The sequence below is a fragment of the Rheinheimera fenheensis genome (genome assembly GCF_039871805.1).
Classification (GTDB): Bacteria; Pseudomonadota; Gammaproteobacteria; order Enterobacterales; family Alteromonadaceae; genus Alishewanella; species Alishewanella fenheensis.
On record NZ_JBDPJM010000001.1, the window covers coordinates 542,274 to 557,951 of the forward strand.

Sequence of the window (15,678 nt, forward strand, 5' to 3'; positions counted from 1 at the left end):
CTGCAGAGGTAATGAGAAAAGGCAGCCGCAGCTGCCTTTTTCGCGCGATAAGGTTGGTGTTAAGCGTCTTTTTGCAACAAGTACTCTACCAGTTGCTGCAGCTCTGCACTGATATTGCGCTGGTCCAGTGCAGCGTTATTAATTTTATATTTGCCATTGACGATAAGCAGCGGAACACCGGTTAACACCCGGCGATTAGACAGCTCGTCCTGCTCTTTTTTCATCTGGTTGGCCGCGCCGCGAATAGAGAAGCTTTTCATGGCTTTATCATAGGTTTCGCCGTCAATGTCGTGCACCAGCACCAGATTGCGGATATCGTTTTCATTGGCAAACGGCGCGCGGGCACGGTGGATCTGGTTAAAAATCGCACTTGCTACCTGATCGCCCTTGCCCAGGTTTTTCGCCACCAGATAAGCGCGGGCCAGCGCATTTTGCAGCTCGGGTGAGGCGGCGCGAATAAAGTCGACATGCACCTTTTTAAACTCGACGCCTTCTGGCAGGTTTTTTGCCAAATTCTGCGCTACCGGTTCAAAAGCATTACAGCCACCACAATAAAACGAAAAATATTCTTTCACTTCCGGCTTCGCAGTTACCTGTTCGGCCACCACCTCGTAGTGCTTACCTTGTTCAAACTTGGGTGCACTGTCAGCACAGGCTGCCAGTGGTAACATCAGTGCAACTGCAATAACAGATAACAGCTTTTTCATTGTGTTTTAGGTCCTTCATTAGGCTTGTTGGCCACAGCTTAGCAAAAACTCAGTAGTCTGGCACCAGTGAAAGTGGTGGCTGTTGCAGTAAATACAACTGCTCTTTTAATGCCAGGCATTGTTGTTCCCAGTATTTGTCTGTGGCAAACCAGGGAAAGTTCAGCACAAAGGCCGGATCCTGCCAGCGTCTGGCCAGCCAGGCCATATAATGGATCATCCGCATGGCGCGCAGTGGCTCAATTAACTTCAGCTCGGCCGGGTCAAAGTCGCAGTATTGCTCATATTCTTCCAGCATCAGCTCCAGGGTGTAGCGCTGCTGCTGGCGGTCACCTGATAGCATCATCCACAAGTCCTGAATAGCCGGGCCCATGCGGCAATCATCCAGATCGACAAAAAACGGCCCGTCATTGTGATAAAACAGGTTTCCGGCATGGCAGTCGCCATGCAGCCGGATCAGCTGACGCGGCTTGTATTGCCGTACACACTCGTCGATGACCTGCTGCAGCACGGTATCAAAGGCGGGTTTAAGGTAAGGCGGAATAAAGTCCAGGGTGTTTAATACCTGCTGGCTTTGCAACAGGTGACTGTCGATACTCAGCACAGGCCGGTGGCTGAATGGTCTGGCCTTGCCTACCTGATGCAGGCGGCCCAAAAATCGCCCCAACATGGCAAGCTGTTCATCGTTATCAATCTCTAGCGTGCGGCCACCACGGCTGGGATACAGCGCCAGCTGATAACCGGCGTACTGCAGCAATGACTGACCATTAATACGCAGTGGCGCCACCATTGGAATATCTGCCGCGGCCAGCTCAAAGGCAAAGTCATGCTCTTCCTGCAACTGTGCCGGGTTCCAGCGCTGTGGCCGGTAAAACTTTACCACATACTTTTGTGCCTGCACTGAATCGCCCTGCCAGGCGCTGAACTGATACACCCGGTTTTCATAGCTGTTTAGCGCACTCAGGCCAGAGCTGATATCCAGGCCGTACTGCTGCAGCGCATCGATAATCATATCCGGCTGCAGCGCGGCAAAATCAAAACTGGCCATTAATTATTACCGGTAAAGAAACGGCTGTGCTGCTCGAGCACCTGGCCACTGTCACTTTGCGCTACGCTGAAATTAATATCTAATGATTTCGCCGTGCTGGCGTAAGGGTCCATCACCAGGCTTATCGGTACATTGCGCGTTTCCCCGCCCTGTAAACTCACCTGTTGCTCACCAATCCAGCCCAGTTCTACTTCCGCTGCCACTGCTAGCTTAAAGGTAACCGCCTGCTGTGACTTGTTGGAAATACTTAAGGTAAAGGTATTTTCTATTAAGCCGTCATTACTGATACGGTACAAGGCGCCACGGTCACGGATAATATTCATCTCAAACGGCACCCGGCTGTACAAGGTCCAGACAAAGGCACTACACACCACCAGTAACACCAACAGGTAACCTAATAGTTTTGGCCGCAATACCTTAGTCGGTTTACCGTTTAAACTGTGCTCGGTGGTGTAACTGATAAGGCCGGTCGGGTAGCCCATTTTCGTCATGGTATCGTCGCAGGCATCAATACAGGCACCGCAGTTAATACACTCGTACTGCAGGCCGTTACGAATGTCGATACCGGTAGGGCACACCTGCACACAGAGGTTACAGTCGATACAGTCGCCCAACCCCTTGTCTTTGTAGTCTTTATCTTTACGGCTTCGCGGGCCACGGTTTTCGCCGCGCTTCTCATCATAGGTCACGGTAAAGGTGTCTTTATCAAACATCGCCGACTGAAAACGGGCATAGGGGCAAATGTGCGTACACATAATTTCCCGCATCCAGCCCGCATTACCGTAAGTACAAAGGGTAAAAAACAGCACTGACAACACGGCCCAGAAACCGGCTTCCAGCGTGAAGAACTCGACAAACAGCGATGCCACCGGCGTAAAGTAGCCGACAAAAATCAGTGCGGTGAGTAACGAGAAGGCCAACCAGCAAAAGTGGGTTGCCGCCTTTTTGAAGAACTTGCCCGCCGACCAGGGATCAGCATCGAGCTTCATGCGCTGATTGCGGCTGCCCTGAATTTTTTCTTCAAACCAGATAAAGATAAAGGTCCACACCGACTGTGGGCAAAGATAACCGCACCAGACCCGGCCATAAAAAGTAGTGACAAAAAACAGCGCATAGGCGGCGATAATAAAAATCCAGGCCAGAATGGTGAAGTCCTGCGGCCACAGCGTTAGGGCGAAAATATTGAATTTCTGCTCGCCAATGTCCAGCAAAATCGCCTGATGGCCATCATAGCGCAGCCAGGGTAGCAGCATAAACAGCCCCATAAAGACAAAGCCCATGTAGCGTCGTATTGCCTGGTGCAACCCCTTCACCGCCCGCACGTAAATACGGTCACGCGGATGATAGACCGCAGCTTTGCCGGTCTCAGGTTTATGCACTTCAACGTGCACGGGTATGTTTTTAATATCTATTTTTTGCTGATCCACGGCTGTCCCCGTTACTGCCTTTGCCGCTGAGTATAACAGTTTAGCGGCAAAAAATTTTGACCTGTAACAAAGCAACTTCTGTGCCTGCCGCTTTATCGTGCTTTTCAGCCTGATATACCACGCCGCTGACAACCTGCTTGACATTACCGGCGCAAAACCGACAACGCGGTTAACAGGGGTTATCCGTAACAGCCCGATGTACTCTGCCCGGTAATCCGTTACAATAGCGACTCGTTGTTAGCGGAGTACCCTAAATATGAAGAAGTTTTTTTGGTTAGTGGTCATCATTTTACTGCTGATCACTTTTTCTGATAGTCAACTGCTGCGCCCCTATAAAGAACAATTGGTCGACCTGGTCGTCGACTACGTCGCTATCGGTGTCGATGATAAAGAAGCTGCCCTGCGCAAAACCCGTAAAGAGTTACAACAGCTAGCCGAACAGTGGGGGGACTCTCAGCGCAACTATATCGACAAAGCCGCCACCAGTGCAGAAAGCTTGCTGAAGTTTCGCCGTGACTACTGCATCAATAAAGACTTTAACCCGATTTTATTCGGCGAGCCGCTAACCCAGGTTTGTGCCATTATTAACACGCACCAGCAGATGTTAGCCCAACCTTAAGCAGAGGACAGTTCATGCGTACTTGCGGTATTGAAATTAAAGGCAGCGAAGCCATCATCTGCCTGATGACCCTGAAAAATGGCTTGTTTGAACTGCCTGACTGCCGGCAAACCCGTTTTGTACTGAGTAATGACAGCGACCAGCAGCAAATGCGCCACTTTCAGTTTACCTTTGCCAAGTTTGTCGAAGATTATCAGGTTAGCCAACTGGTGATTAAAGAGCGGCCACAAAAAGGCAAATTTGCCGGTGGCGCTGTTGGTTTTAAAATCGAGGCGGCTTTGCAGCTTATTGCCGGCTGCAACTGTGCTGTGATCAGTGCTAACGACATAAAAGAGAAGCTAAAACGCCACCCGCTACCGGTCGATTTTAAAGCCACAGGGTTAAAGGTGTTTCAGGAAACGGCCTTTATTGCCGCTTATGCCCACCTGATGAAGTAAGCCAGGTTACTTTTTTGGCCGGTTAAGGCTGCGCTTAACCGGCTTAGTTGCCTGTAAGATCAGCTTGCGGATCAGTTTAGACTTGGCTTCACCCGTGGCCCGGCTTAATTCATTCAATGCATCGATGGCTTCCTGGCTTAAAGTGAAAGTAGCATGGCGCATTGGCAGCCGGCTATTGTCGTCCTCTTCATCAGGTAGCATTTGCCGCATACTGACAATACGCGGCATACCCAACGCATAATTGGTGGCATCATCAATAAACTCGTCAGCCGTGAAACCGGGTTTACCGGGCGGCTGAGACTTTTTCTTCAGATCGGTCAGCGCCATCTTCTTGTATCGCCTTCATTGCCAGTAACTCGGTTACTATATCACGGATTTCCTGTGCCGCTTTGCCATCGGGTTCAACGTCCATCACCGACAGGCCCTTTTCTTCACTGTCATCATAGGCATTGCGGTTGTAGGTAATAGCGTCCAGCACACGGATATTAAAAGATTTACACACTTCTTTGGCATCCAGAATACGATTGGCCTGATTCGGTAACGACGGGCATTGGGTAATCACACAGCCGACTATCATCTCAGGGTTTACCACATTGCAGGCACTGACTAAATCTTCCAGATGTTCCAGCGTTTTCAGGTCACGCCGCTTTGGCCGCAGCGGAAACAATACATGAGACGCCACCACCATGGCCGAGCGCAGCGCCACGCTATCCTGACCACCACAGTCGACAATCACCACGTCGTAGTGCATTTCCAGACTTTTTAACTCGTAACGGATCTTGCCATACATTTGTACGCAATTGATCCAGGGTAAGGAGGGATCCAGATGCCGTTCCTGCACCCAGTCTGAAGACGTGCGCTGGGGGTCACAATCAACCAGCATCACATTGGCGTTTTTTTCACGCGAAAAATACACCGCAATGTTTTGCGCCAGACAGCTTTTTCCGCTACCACCTTTTTCACCACCAACTAACAAAATCATCGGACTACCCTCATCTGTACTCATGGCTGTCAGGCTGCTGACAGGGCCGTGCAGATAAGTGTAGATGACAACGGCAACTACACCAGTAATTTGACGAAAGAATTACGGCTAACTAAATGCTTTGCAAGGCATTAGTGTTAGCCGTACAGGTATAAAACCAGTTGATTTCTCAGGCGACTTGTCCGCGGCGACGTAAGCCTAGCAGGCCAAGTGATAACAAGGTCAGCCAGCTCAGGCTGCCGCCGGAACTGTCGTTGCTTGCCGGTGGCGGTGCACTGTTGGGCACTATGCTTAAGCCCGCGGCTGTATTGGCACGGGCGTCTACCACGACCACTGATTCGATAGTAATTAAATTGTCTGCCGCCAACGGCTTGTTATCGTCCCGGTCACTGCTGCTGTAGTTACGCAGCGGTAAGTCATCAATACCCGGGAAGTTATAGCGTGGCAATGCCGCTATCGCATCGATGACCGCCATATCGGCCGAACTTATCTGGCCAAATACGGTAAAACCGCTGTTTTGCACATCCAGATTGGCACTGTTATTTGCCAGATTGATAAACCACTGGCTGGTGGCGCTGTTCGGGTTGTTTGGCAATTTTGCCATGGCCACAGTAGCACGCACATTTGACCATTTTGGCTCATTCACAATAGCGGCATTGGTGCTAATGGCTTTTAGCGGTAGCTGCTGGTCAAAGCTAAAACCGCCACCCTGAATAACAAAGCCAGGCACAGAGCGGTGAATCACTGTGCCATCATAACGGCCGGAACTGACATAATTCAGAAAGTTTTGCACCGTGACCGGTGTGGTTTCATCAAACAGGTTAATTTCAAACTTACCCACATTGGTGGTCACTTCAACAATGGTTGCTTGTGCCAGGCCGGCACTACCCAACCAGCCGGCGACAGCACAGGCTACTGCTTTTAAGGTCTTCTTGTTCACAGGTTTAAAGCTCCGCAACGTTAACTGGCAGGCAGCATAAGACAGCTAGCAAGTTAATATCCACTGCAATAACAATTAATTACGCTTAGTTACACGGCTATCAATGTCAACCGTTTTTTTCCGCCGGTAACCGCCGCCTGCCGGCTTGGCAACGGCCTTTTTTCCACGCCAGCGTCGCTTGGGTTGTTGTGGTAAGCCAGCCGGTACATTGCTCGCAGCCTGGGCAATAAGCTGAGCTAGCTCAGCCTGCAGTGGCTGCATAAAGGCTGAATAGCTTTGCTGGCGCTGGCATATCGCATTTAACGCTGCCTCCCAACGCGCTGTCATATCGGGTAATACCGCCTGTTCAGGTAGCGCCGCAACAAGTGCTTTACCGGTGGCAGTAGCATGGATCTGCTTACCTTGGCGTACAAGATAGCCACGCTTGAAAAGCAGTTCAATAATGCCAGCACGGGTCGCTTCGGTGCCCAAGCCATCGGTTTCACGCAAAATACTGCGGATCTTGTCATCCTTAACAAAACGGCTGATGCCGGTCATCGCAGCCAACAAGCTGGCATCGGTAAAGGCTGCCGGCGGCCGGGTTTGCTTTTCTAACACCGTAGCAGCAGTGCAGGCTAGCTGCTGCCCAACCACCAGCGCGGGCAGAGAGCGATTTTGCGCTGCCGCATTATCATCACCAGCCTCTGCTGTAGCTCGTCCACTGTGAGTCGGTACAGCGCTATCTGCCTCGGTGCGAAACAGCTGCTTCCAACCGGCATCTTGCTCTGTACGTGCCTTAGCAATAAAAACACCACCGGCAATATTCAGCTCTACACTGTGGTCCCGGTAGCAATAAGCCGGGTAAAACTGCACCAGATACTGACGGGCAATCAGCCGGTACAAACGCTGCTCAGTCAGATTTAGCTTTGTCAGGGGTAACTGTTTTTCAGTTGGAATAATAGCGTGATGCGCCTGCACCTTAGCCTCATTCCAGGCTTTGCTGACCAGCGTCACGTCAGCCTGAGTTACGCCATCGGCCAGGCAGCTATCATTTGCGGCAATGGCCGCACAGACCTTCGCTGATTGTTTTCGTTGCTCTGGCGGTAAATAACGGCAATCAGAACGCGGATAGGTAATCAGCTTGTGTCTCTCATACAACTGCTGGCAACTGTCCAGCACCTGCTGTGCGCTCAAGCCATAGCGTTTAGCCGCGTCAATTTGCAGCGCCGATAAATTATACGGCAAAGGTGGCGCCTGTTTCCCATCTTGCTGCTGCACGGTGGTGACGCTGGCTGGCTGGCCACTGATTTTTTGCTGTACCTTTTCGGCCAGCGCCTTGCTAAGCACCCGCCCTTCCTCATCTTGCCAACGGGCACAGGCACTGCTGGGTTGCCAAAGTGCGTGAAATGCCTGCTGCTCTGACGAACCGGGCTCTGTTGTGTTTAGCTCAGCCCGCACCTGATAGTAGGTTGCACTGCAAAAATCGGCTATCTGTTGGTCACGTTTCACCACTAAACCTAATACGGGCGTTTGTACCCGGCCAACCGACAACACCCCCTGATAACCAGCTTTTTGCCCCTGCAGGGTGTAAGCCCGCGTCATATTTAAGCCGTATAACCAGTCTGCCCGGCTGCGCGCTAACGCCGACGTAGACAGCGCAGCAAAGTGCTTATTGGGTTGCAGTTGCTTGAGGGCGCGGCTCACTGCCGGTGGGTTCAAATCATTGATTAATAAGCGCTGGGTACCCGCCAGTTTATCAGCACTGACACCGCAATACGCCAGCACTTCATCTACCAGCAATTGTCCTTCGCGGTCGGGGTCACCGGCATGCACGATTTGATCGGCCTGACGGAGTAACCTTTTCAATACGTTAAGCTGCTGTTCAGCTGACTTGCGTACTTTCAATAACCATTTCTCCGGCACTATCGGCAGCGGAGCCATTTGCCAACGCTTATAGTCGGGGCTGTAATCTTCTGGCTCGGCCTGTTGTAACAGGTGGCCGATACACCAGCTGACCACGTCCCCATTGGCAAGGCGGATACAACCGGCTTCTTTATGCTGAGGCTTGGGCAACACAGCGGCAATAGCCCGGCCAAGGCTGGGTTTTTCTGCGATATACAAGATCATGGCACTGCCTTAACTGTTCATTTATACAGTAATTTAGCTGGCGCTGCAGCAACATGCAAAGAAAATGTAATTAAAATTTGGCTTTAGGCTAAAAGTGCTTAAAATGGCAATTCGGTTAACCTGTTAGGCTCTGGTATTTCACCCACGTCAGTTGGATAAATTACGATGCAATATAGTGAAGTTAAGAAAATCTGTGATGAGTTGCACAAGACCGGCAAGCCCGTTTCATTAGATTATTTAATTTCAAAAGTACCCGGCGCACAGGCCAGTCTGGTTGTACACTATCAAAAGTGGCGTAACGAGCAGGCAAACCGGGCACCGGCGCCAGCCGAAGTAACGGGGGACAGTATGTTCAGTGCCGACTTTATCACTGCGTTTCAGAACGAGGCCGAAAAGCACGCTAAAAAGCTGACCGACCAGCTTAACCAGCAGTTACAACAGGCCATGCAGGCTGAGGTACTCGCCGCTGAGCACAACCGCGAACTGCAACTGGAAGTTGAGCAGCTACAACAGCGTAAAACAGAGCTGGAAATCAGCCTGGCGCAGCAGCAACAGCAGCTTTCCACCCAGGCAGAAAAATACGCCGCCTTAACGGAAGAGCGCGACCAGGCCGTTAAATTAAGCCAAAGCCAGCAAAAAGCGCTGGCAGATACTGAACAGCAACTGGCAAAGTTACAAGAATCGCTCGACAGCACGACACAACAACTCAATGCCAAGCAAAGCGAGCTTGAAAGCGCACAGCAGCAGCTGGCTGCCGCCCAGCAAGAGGCTGAACAAGCAAAGCAGCAGGCAGAGCAAATTCAGCTGAAACTGATCAGTGCGCAACAAACGCAGGACGAGCTGGAAGAGCAACTGCAAAACGAACAGCAGTTACACCAGCAAAAATTACAGCAACTGCAAGAAGAGTTGGCAGCAGCAGAACAAGAGCTGGAGCCGTTAAAAGAACAGTTAGCCAAGGCGCAAGCCGCTGAGCAGCAGCTAAGCGCATTACAGCAATCTGAAGCCAGCGTTAAAGCAGAATTGGCCGCGGCACAGCAAGCCTCGAAAAAAGCCCTGCAAGACTTACAAACCCGCGAACATGATGTTACTGAACTACAGGCCATGCTGGATGAGTTTGAAACTAAGTTACAGCAAGCCACCAAAACCGAAACCCAGGCGGTGGCATTAAACAAGCGGCTGCAGGCACAACTGGAGCAGTTACAAAATTCGGTGCAGGAGCAAGGTGGCAATGCTGCTGATCAAGCCGCCTTAGTTGCTGCACAAGCTGCAATGGCGGAAGAGCGCGATAAAGCCCTGCAACAACTAACCGAAGTGCAACAGCAATTAGCCCAGGCACAGCAGCAGGCAGAAAAACTGCAAGCCGAGCGTGAACAACTACAAGCTAAGCTGGAGCAAACAGCTCAGGGCGAAGCGCCGGTGGAAATGGTGGTTGATGAAGCTCAACAACAGGCCGCGCAGGAAACCATCGCCCGCTTAGAGAAAGAAGTTGACACCCTGAGCAAGCAGCTGAGCGAGCTGACTAAACAGTTAGACCACAGCCAGCGCGATGCCGAAGTACACCGCGACAACGCCCTTAAAGCAGAGCAGCAGTTAGATGCAATGCAAAAAGCGCAAAGCACTGAAATTGACGACTCGCAGGATATTCAGGCCACGCTGGAGCAACTGCGCGCCAATAACGCCATGTTAAAAGAGCAAAGCGCCATCACAGCCGGCCATCAGGCTGAGCAGCGTGAAGTTATCCGCCAGCTGCGCGAAGAGCTGCAACAACAGCGTGATATGGTCGCCGATATGCAGCTGGAACAAGATAAGCTGAAGAAACAAAAAGCGCAATTAGAGCAGCAAGTTAGCTTTGTAAAAGACAATGCCGCTGCCACTATTGAGCGCTTAACCCGCTACCGCGAACAGGCTCAGGAAAAAATTGAAAAGCTGGAGAAGAAGCTGAGTAAATTGTCCGATGGCTAATAGCCGCTTCAGGTTTCTACCAATGATCACGGTGTTGTTATGCAGCGCCGTGTTTTTATCCTCTTGCAGCAGCCCAAACCACATTCAGCAGCAGATTGGTGAGCACGCCGTTATTAAACGCTTTGCCGACGGCGAACTCGCTGGCCGCTTTCATAACCTTTACCGCCCACAGCAGGGTTGGCCAGCTTACCCGAAAAGCTGCGAACATGATTGCTATCCGGCCCATGCTGATGTCAGCTGCCAACAACACGGCCAGAATTGTCAGTACACCGGCCCGCAGCAATCACCCGAGCTCGCTACCGGTTTTAACCTGCAGTGGCTGGGGCATGCCAGCTTCTTAGTGAGCACGACGGATGGCCAGCAACTGCTATTTGACCCGGTATTTGGCCAGTTTGACTGGCCGTTAAACTGGGCGCAGCATCTGGTAGGCATTATCAAAAGGCCCCATACACCCAAACTGAGCGCCGAACAACTGGCGGCTACCGATGCCGTGCTGTATTCGCATCTGCATTATGATCATTTCAGCCATGCCAGCATTGCACAAATTGGCACAGAGGCTACTTACTACCTGCCACTGGGTATGGCAGACGATATGCCTAAAGGCGGCTACCAAATTATTGAAAAAGCCTGGTACAGCCAAAGTAAACGCGGTGAGTTAAGCCTACATCTGGTACCGGCGCATCACTTTAACAACCGCAAACTGTTTGATGACGACAACAAAGCACTGTGGGGCGGCTGGCTGTTGGAGCAAAATGGCAGAACCCTGTTTTTCGCTGGTGATACTGGCTATTCCAACCACTTTAAGGATATTCAGCAGCGTTATGGCGATATTGATATCTGTCTGTTGCCGATAGCGTCTTACCACAGTGACAAGCAGCCAGATTGGTACCGCTATGTGCATACTACGCCGGAAGATGCATTAGTGGCTGCTGCCGAGCTGGGCTGCAAGGTGATGATCCCCTGGGGTTATGGTAATGCCAGCTGGCAGATGGGTGACATCAGCTCGCACTCGCCACTGCTGCGTTTGCTGCATATGCAGCAGCACCTGAATAGCCAGGTACCGCTGCTGATTTTAAATGAAGGCGACAGTGTCGCCTTGTAATAACAGGTGGTTACAGTACCGGCTTTAACCGCGCCTTTGCCGCCAGTGTGTTACTGAGTTTGCCGGTTACTGCCCACACCAACAGCGCCAGCCAGGCAACCCAGGACAAACCGGCCGGAATATTTAACAGTGCAATTTTGCCCAGGTGCTGGCGGTTAAACGCCAATGCCAGCAAGCTGGGTAAAAACCACACCGCGAAAAAGAGCACACCAAAACCGACTAAAAACACCGCATCGGCCTGATGCCAGGCACTGCTCATGGCGGCAATAAATTGGTTTAACGTTTCCATCTGTTAGTCCTCCTTAGTGACTTTTTTCACGGCAGCTTCAATTACCATCGCAATCAGCCACATGGCAGCAAAGAAGATGCCGAATGACACCAACTGATGGTTGTCAGCCTGCTGCCAGGCGGTAGTAAAGGGTGTTATTAACTGTTGTAAGGTTTCCATGGTTATTTCCTCGCTAGGTTTAAAGTGTTTTGTTTTGAGTTTAGATTTACAGTTCAGTGTTACTCAGCTTGGCCAGCTCAGCTTTAAGCGCCGCAACAGGGTGGGCTTTGCCTTGCTGTACCACGGTATGCACGCTGGTTAGGGCATTCAAATCGTTAACCGGGTTAGACGACAGCACGATAAAATCGGCAACAAAGCCTGCGGCCAGCTGGCCGGTATCGGGTAAATCCAGGTGGCGGGCACCGCCTACGGTGGCCAGTTGCAACACCTGCCAGTTGGTCAGGCCGGCCGCTTGGCTTAATTGCAGCTCGCGCAGATAAAACGGCCCACTGGCGCTCAAATCTGTGCCTATTGCCAGGGGGATGCCGGCGTCATATAGCCGTTTAAACAATTGCTTTACCTTGGGCATTTGTTGTTGCGCGCTGACATAATCTGCTTCAGTCCAGTTATAACCGGGCGCCGCCATCAGCGCCCGCCAGCTATTGCGCATTTGCGGGTGAAATACCCACATTTGATCTTCCGGATACAGTTTTTCTAACTCGCGGGCATAATAAAACAACTCGTTTACAACCAGCGTTAAGTCAACGCGGGTTTGCTGCTGCGCCAGTCGGCTTATTAGTTGCTGAAACGGCTCGCTGTCGAAGTCGACATGATGAAACCAACTGTAAATGAAGCGCTGATCAAACGGGTTTTTACGCTCAGCCAAGTAGGCAGACTTCCCCTCGCCAGTCAGCAGCTCAGCGCTGGTGGGTAAAGCGTGAGTTAATCTGTCGATACCCAATTCGGCAGCGTAAAGCCAGCTGACGCTATCAAGGTGTGCAACTGTCTTTAAACCGGCCTGTTTTGCCAGACGCACACCAAGGGCGACCTCGTCTTTGCTTAAGCCAGCATAAAGTTTGATGTACTCGACTCCCTGAGCTTTTTGCCGGCTGATTTCAGCCTGCCAGCCAGCTTCATCCTGCGGATGCACAGAGCCACCAATAATGGGCGTGGGTTCAAAAATAAAGCCGGCGTAGCTCAGTTTTGGGCCGGGCCAGTTACCGGCCTGCTGCTGGCGGACATATTCGGCATTAGCCTCTGGCTCACCAGCAGGGCTAAAAGCCGTGGTAACGCCGGTGGCTAAGGTGCTTAGCGCGTGATAACGGGTAATTTGGTTGTGGCCTTTCATCGTCATCACCGGTATGCCATCCTGCATTTCCACCCGATGCGGCCCGGCGGTCAGGTGCAGGTGCACATCAATCAGACCCGGCATCACGTACTGGTCTTGCAAATCAATCCGCTGTGACGCCTCTGGTAATGCCGCATCACCCTGCTGCTGGCCTAGTTGTGTAATACGGCCATCTTTTACCAGCAGCCAGCCATCGGTCAGCTGTTGCTCGGTGGCCGGGTTAAGCAAGGTCGCATTGTGGTACAGCACGGTGTGCTGTGCTGGCTGTTGTGCGCTTGCCGACACACTCAACAGCGCGGCGATAACGGTTAAGGTAAATTCTTTTTTCATAATATGGCTCCGGTTTTGTTCTGTTGTTGCAAGTTAAGTCGTTGAATTTTCTTTAGCTGTTACAGAATATTTTTTTATTTTTTTATGTAACACTTGGCAGCCAGCAACAGACTTAACGGGTATGCGCAATAAACAGCGGCATAGCCAGACACCGCACTTAACAGCAAGGCAGCAGGGTTTGATCACAGGAAACAATAACAACCAGAGCGCTACCGAGTTTGTGTTACAGCTATGGCAGCAGCATCAGGGCGCGATAAGCCGCAGCTTATTGGCTAATGAAGCTGACCCGGCAGCACGGCAGGATTTAAAGCAGGATATTTTCCTCGCGCTGCATCAGGCAGCTGAACGCTTGCAGGCAGCAGAGCTACCAAGGGCGTATTTATTTCGCATAGTGCATAACGTGACAGTTGATCATATTGCCCGGGCACAGCGGCATAAGTGGCAGCCGCTGGATGACGATATCCAGCAGCAGCTGCTGGATGACTGCCCCTCCGAGCAGTTGGGCGAGGCGCAGCAAAGCCAGCAACTGATGCAGGCGGTGCGGCGCTTATCGGCCGCCAACCGCCAAGTGATATTACTGGCGATGGAAGATTTAGATGCACCAGAGATCGCAGACATTCTGCAGATCAGCCACGGCGCAGTGCGGGTGCGGCTGAACCGCGCCAAAACCGAATTAATGGAGTTAATGCAAGATGGCCGATAATTTTGATTTTGCCGCCTTGGCTAAGAGCTGGCAGCAGCAAACGGTGGCGGAAGAAGCCCCGCCCAGTGCGGCGGATTTAGCTCAGGCCAGCCAGCGCCAACGCGAGCAAAAACTGCTGATGTATGGTGAATGGCTGGGCGCACTGATCATGGCCGCTGCAGCAGTATGGCTGTTGGTTAACCTGCCAGGCTTACTCGGCGGCGTTGCGGCACTGTTTCTGCTGTTAGGGGCATTAAGTACAGCTTATATCAGCTGGCAGGTGCACCGGCCAATACTGGCCTATGACAACTGGAGCAGCAGCGGCTTGCTGGGCTTTCGCGTTAAAACCTGCCAGCTAAGCTTGCGCTATTACCGTTATACCCAGCTAAGCTGCGCCGCGCTTATCGTGTTTACGCTGATCCTGTGGTTATTACAGCTGCTACAGCTGGAAAATACGCCACTAAATATGCTGCTGTTTTACAGTCTGCTGGTATCACCAGCCTGCTTATTTGGTATTTACCGGCTGCAGCAAAAAATACGGTTAAAAACCGTTGAGCTGCTGCAATTAGAAGCGCTGGCAGAAGATTTTGCGTAATCTTCACAACAATAACCCGCCAAGCAATAAACTGCCGGCAAACACCGGCAGCGACCAGCAATGAAACTCGCGCCACAGCCCCGGTTGTTTACTAAGCCTAAGCGCTATTACATTAGCCAGCGAGCCAATGGCCAGGCCAAAGCCGCCCACACTGACGCCCCAGCTCAGCGCGGGCCAATCATCGGTAAAGTGCTGCAGAAAAATCGCTGCTGGCACATTGGAGATCAGCTGTGACAACAGCGCCGAGCCGGTATAGCTGCCATTGGGCAGCGCCATCAGCTGTACCGCCAACTGTTGCAGCAGCGGCAATTGCGCCAGTAAGCCCAGATCAATAAACATCAGCATAAATACCAACAGCAAGAGCCAGTCGATACCCGTTACCACACAGCGTTTTAACACAAAGTACGCCGCCACTAAGCCAACCGTCGCATAAGGCGCCAACTGGTACTCCATTGCCAGAATAAACAACGGATAACCGGCCAGCGACCAGGCAAATAGGCGGCGGTTATCGCTATTGTTGTTATGCGGCACGCTAATGCTCAGCCGTTTCCCTCCAAACGCCAGGCAACTTAATAGCAGAATGAACAGCATCAAACTGAGCGCCAGTGGCGCCATCATTAAGGTAAATTGCCAGAAGCTATAACCGGAGGCCTGCCACAGCAGCAAATTTTGTGGGTTGCCAATTGGCGTTAAGCTGGAGCCGGCATTAACCGCCAGCGCGAGAAAAATAATCAGCCGGCCCACCGGCAAACCGGTCAGGCGGCCAATGCTCAGGCTGATTGGCACCAATATAAACAGCGCCACATCATTAGTGACAATAGCCGATAACAGTGCCGCGAACAGCAATAACAGTGCCGCCAATACACGCTCAGAATGGCAACGCGGCAATAGCCAGGCCGCCAAGCGGGCTAAGTAACCGCTGTCTTCCAGCGCCCGGCTAAGTAGCATTAAGCCGGCCAGTGCCGTAACGGTATGCCAGTCCACTAAAGCAACAATACCCGCCGGCGCTGTTGGCTGAAGCCATAACAGCACGGGCAGCAGAAGCAGCAGGGCAAGTAACAGGTAATCTTCCCGCAGGCGGTAGAGCAAAGTGCGCATCAGGCGTTAGTCAGCAGCGATAATATCGGT

At 51.7% G+C, this 15,678-nt stretch carries 17 protein-coding genes; 6 read left to right on the forward strand and 11 right to left on the reverse strand.

All coding sequences use genetic code 11. The features are described 5' to 3' along the window. Window positions 1–59 precede the first annotated feature (59 nt). Genes ABGI61_RS02295 through ccoG form a run of 3 tightly spaced genes read right to left on the reverse strand, consistent with a single transcriptional unit; the run spans window position 60 to window position 3,179 of the window. Complete coding sequence (locus ABGI61_RS02295; protein WP_347596232.1) at window positions 60–707, reverse strand: thiol:disulfide interchange protein DsbA/DsbL; 648 nt, start codon at window positions 705–707, stop codon at window positions 60–62. Window positions 708–756: 49 nt separating this feature from the next. Next, window positions 757–1,752, reverse strand: a complete 996-nt coding sequence (locus tag ABGI61_RS02300; protein WP_347596235.1) for a serine/threonine protein kinase — start codon at window positions 1,750–1,752, stop codon at window positions 757–759. Further along, a complete protein-coding gene (gene ccoG, locus ABGI61_RS02305; RefSeq protein ID WP_347596238.1) occupies window positions 1,752–3,179 on the reverse strand; it encodes a cytochrome c oxidase accessory protein CcoG in 1,428 nt (475 codons plus the stop codon). The genes ABGI61_RS02300 and ccoG overlap by 1 nt, the downstream gene beginning before the upstream one ends. A gap of 256 nt (window positions 3,180–3,435) precedes the next feature. Here ccoG and ABGI61_RS02310 point away from each other — a divergent pair, with 256 nt between their 5' ends. After that, a complete protein-coding gene (locus ABGI61_RS02310; protein WP_347596241.1) occupies window positions 3,436–3,798 on the forward strand; it encodes a hypothetical protein in 363 nt (120 codons plus the stop codon). Between the two features lie 14 nt (window positions 3,799–3,812). Continuing rightward, window positions 3,813–4,235, forward strand: a complete 423-nt coding sequence (locus ABGI61_RS02315; protein WP_347596244.1) for a DUF3010 family protein — start codon at window positions 3,813–3,815, stop codon at window positions 4,233–4,235. A 6-nt stretch (window positions 4,236–4,241) separates the two neighbouring features. Here ABGI61_RS02315 and ABGI61_RS02320 read toward each other — a convergent pair whose 3' ends face one another. The 4 genes from ABGI61_RS02320 to ABGI61_RS02335 form a co-directional block, all read right to left on the reverse strand. Then, complete coding sequence (locus ABGI61_RS02320) at window positions 4,242–4,562, reverse strand: ribbon-helix-helix protein, CopG family (RefSeq protein WP_347596246.1); 321 nt, start codon at window positions 4,560–4,562, stop codon at window positions 4,242–4,244. Then, window positions 4,519–5,241 carry a nucleotide-binding protein gene (locus ABGI61_RS02325; protein ID WP_347596249.1) on the reverse strand — a complete coding sequence of 241 codons (723 nt, stop codon included), beginning with the start codon at window positions 5,239–5,241 and terminating at the stop codon, window positions 4,519–4,521. The genes ABGI61_RS02320 and ABGI61_RS02325 overlap by 44 nt, the downstream gene beginning before the upstream one ends. Window positions 5,242–5,386: 145 nt before the next feature. Beyond that, the gene (locus tag ABGI61_RS02330) at window positions 5,387–6,157 is read right to left on the reverse strand and encodes a peptidylprolyl isomerase (protein ID WP_347596252.1); all 771 of its coding nucleotides are present in this window, start codon (window positions 6,155–6,157) and stop codon (window positions 5,387–5,389) included. 75 nt (window positions 6,158–6,232) lie between these two features. Beyond that, window positions 6,233–8,263: a DNA topoisomerase III gene (locus tag ABGI61_RS02335; protein ID WP_347596255.1), complete on the reverse strand. Its 2,031-nt coding sequence runs from the start codon at window positions 8,261–8,263 to the stop codon at window positions 6,233–6,235. Between the two features lie 165 nt (window positions 8,264–8,428). Between ABGI61_RS02335 and ABGI61_RS02340 the strand changes: the two genes are divergently transcribed. Continuing rightward, entirely contained in the window at window positions 8,429–10,225 is a 1,797-nt protein-coding gene (locus ABGI61_RS02340) for a coiled-coil domain-containing protein (protein ID WP_347596258.1), read from the forward strand. A 22-nt stretch (window positions 10,226–10,247) separates the two neighbouring features. Beyond that, window positions 10,248–11,327 (forward strand): MBL fold metallo-hydrolase, encoded by a 1,080-nt coding sequence (locus tag ABGI61_RS02345; protein WP_347596260.1) that lies wholly within the window; start codon window positions 10,248–10,250, stop codon window positions 11,325–11,327. A 10-nt stretch (window positions 11,328–11,337) separates the two neighbouring features. On the opposite strand, the gene ABGI61_RS02350 is transcribed toward ABGI61_RS02345, so the two are convergent. From ABGI61_RS02350 to ABGI61_RS02360, 3 genes are read right to left on the reverse strand one after another with little or no spacing between them, the layout of a single operon-like run. Then, window positions 11,338–11,616, reverse strand: coding sequence for a superinfection immunity protein (locus tag ABGI61_RS02350; RefSeq protein ID WP_347596263.1), 279 nt, complete (start codon window positions 11,614–11,616; stop codon window positions 11,338–11,340). Window positions 11,617–11,619: 3 nt separating this feature from the next. Next, the gene (locus tag ABGI61_RS02355) at window positions 11,620–11,775 is read right to left on the reverse strand and encodes a hypothetical protein (protein ID WP_347596266.1); all 156 of its coding nucleotides are present in this window, start codon (window positions 11,773–11,775) and stop codon (window positions 11,620–11,622) included. 46 nt (window positions 11,776–11,821) lie between these two features. Continuing rightward, a complete protein-coding gene (locus ABGI61_RS02360) occupies window positions 11,822–13,273 on the reverse strand; it encodes an amidohydrolase family protein (protein WP_347596269.1) in 1,452 nt (483 codons plus the stop codon). A gap of 178 nt (window positions 13,274–13,451) precedes the next feature. On the opposite strand from ABGI61_RS02360, the gene ABGI61_RS02365 reads away from it, so the two are divergent. Beyond that, entirely contained in the window at window positions 13,452–13,976 is a 525-nt protein-coding gene (locus ABGI61_RS02365) for an RNA polymerase sigma factor (RefSeq protein ID WP_347596272.1), read from the forward strand. Then, entirely contained in the window at window positions 13,966–14,550 is a 585-nt protein-coding gene (locus tag ABGI61_RS02370) for a hypothetical protein (protein WP_347596275.1), read from the forward strand. The genes ABGI61_RS02365 and ABGI61_RS02370 overlap by 11 nt, the downstream gene beginning before the upstream one ends. Before the next feature lie 3 nt (window positions 14,551–14,553). Here the strand turns inward: ABGI61_RS02370 and ABGI61_RS02375 are convergent, their stop codons facing one another. Further along, entirely contained in the window at window positions 14,554–15,648 is a 1,095-nt protein-coding gene (locus tag ABGI61_RS02375; protein WP_347596278.1) for an SLC13 family permease, read from the reverse strand. Window positions 15,649–15,678 lie beyond the last annotated feature (30 nt).

Bases quoted from the DNA above. Each gene is read 5' to 3' on its own strand.
- ABGI61_RS02340 (WP_347596258.1), top strand. From the start codon at position 8,429: ATGCAATATAGTGAAGTTAAGAAAATCTGTGATGAGTTGCACAAGACC.
- ABGI61_RS02335 (WP_347596255.1), bottom strand. From the start codon at position 8,263: ATGATCTTGTATATCGCAGAAAAACCCAGCCTTGGCCGGGCTATTGCC.
- ABGI61_RS02360 (WP_347596269.1), bottom strand. From the start codon at position 13,273: ATGAAAAAAGAATTTACCTTAACCGTTATCGCCGCGCTGTTGAGTGTG.
- ABGI61_RS02310 (WP_347596241.1), top strand. From the start codon at position 3,436: ATGAAGAAGTTTTTTTGGTTAGTGGTCATCATTTTACTGCTGATCACT.
- ABGI61_RS02355 (WP_347596266.1), bottom strand. From the start codon at position 11,775: ATGGAAACCTTACAACAGTTAATAACACCCTTTACTACCGCCTGGCAG.
- ABGI61_RS02295 (WP_347596232.1), bottom strand. From the start codon at position 707: ATGAAAAAGCTGTTATCTGTTATTGCAGTTGCACTGATGTTACCACTG.
- ABGI61_RS02350 (WP_347596263.1), bottom strand. From the start codon at position 11,616: ATGGAAACGTTAAACCAATTTATTGCCGCCATGAGCAGTGCCTGGCAT.
- ABGI61_RS02300 (WP_347596235.1), bottom strand. From the start codon at position 1,752: ATGGCCAGTTTTGATTTTGCCGCGCTGCAGCCGGATATGATTATCGAT.
- ABGI61_RS02325 (WP_347596249.1), bottom strand. From the start codon at position 5,241: ATGAGTACAGATGAGGGTAGTCCGATGATTTTGTTAGTTGGTGGTGAA.
- ABGI61_RS02370 (WP_347596275.1), top strand. From the start codon at position 13,966: ATGGCCGATAATTTTGATTTTGCCGCCTTGGCTAAGAGCTGGCAGCAG.
- ABGI61_RS02320 (WP_347596246.1), bottom strand. From the start codon at position 4,562: ATGGCGCTGACCGATCTGAAGAAAAAGTCTCAGCCGCCCGGTAAACCC.
- ABGI61_RS02375 (WP_347596278.1), bottom strand. From the start codon at position 15,648: ATGCGCACTTTGCTCTACCGCCTGCGGGAAGATTACCTGTTACTTGCC.
- ABGI61_RS02345 (WP_347596260.1), top strand. From the start codon at position 10,248: ATGATCACGGTGTTGTTATGCAGCGCCGTGTTTTTATCCTCTTGCAGC.
- ABGI61_RS02315 (WP_347596244.1), top strand. From the start codon at position 3,813: ATGCGTACTTGCGGTATTGAAATTAAAGGCAGCGAAGCCATCATCTGC.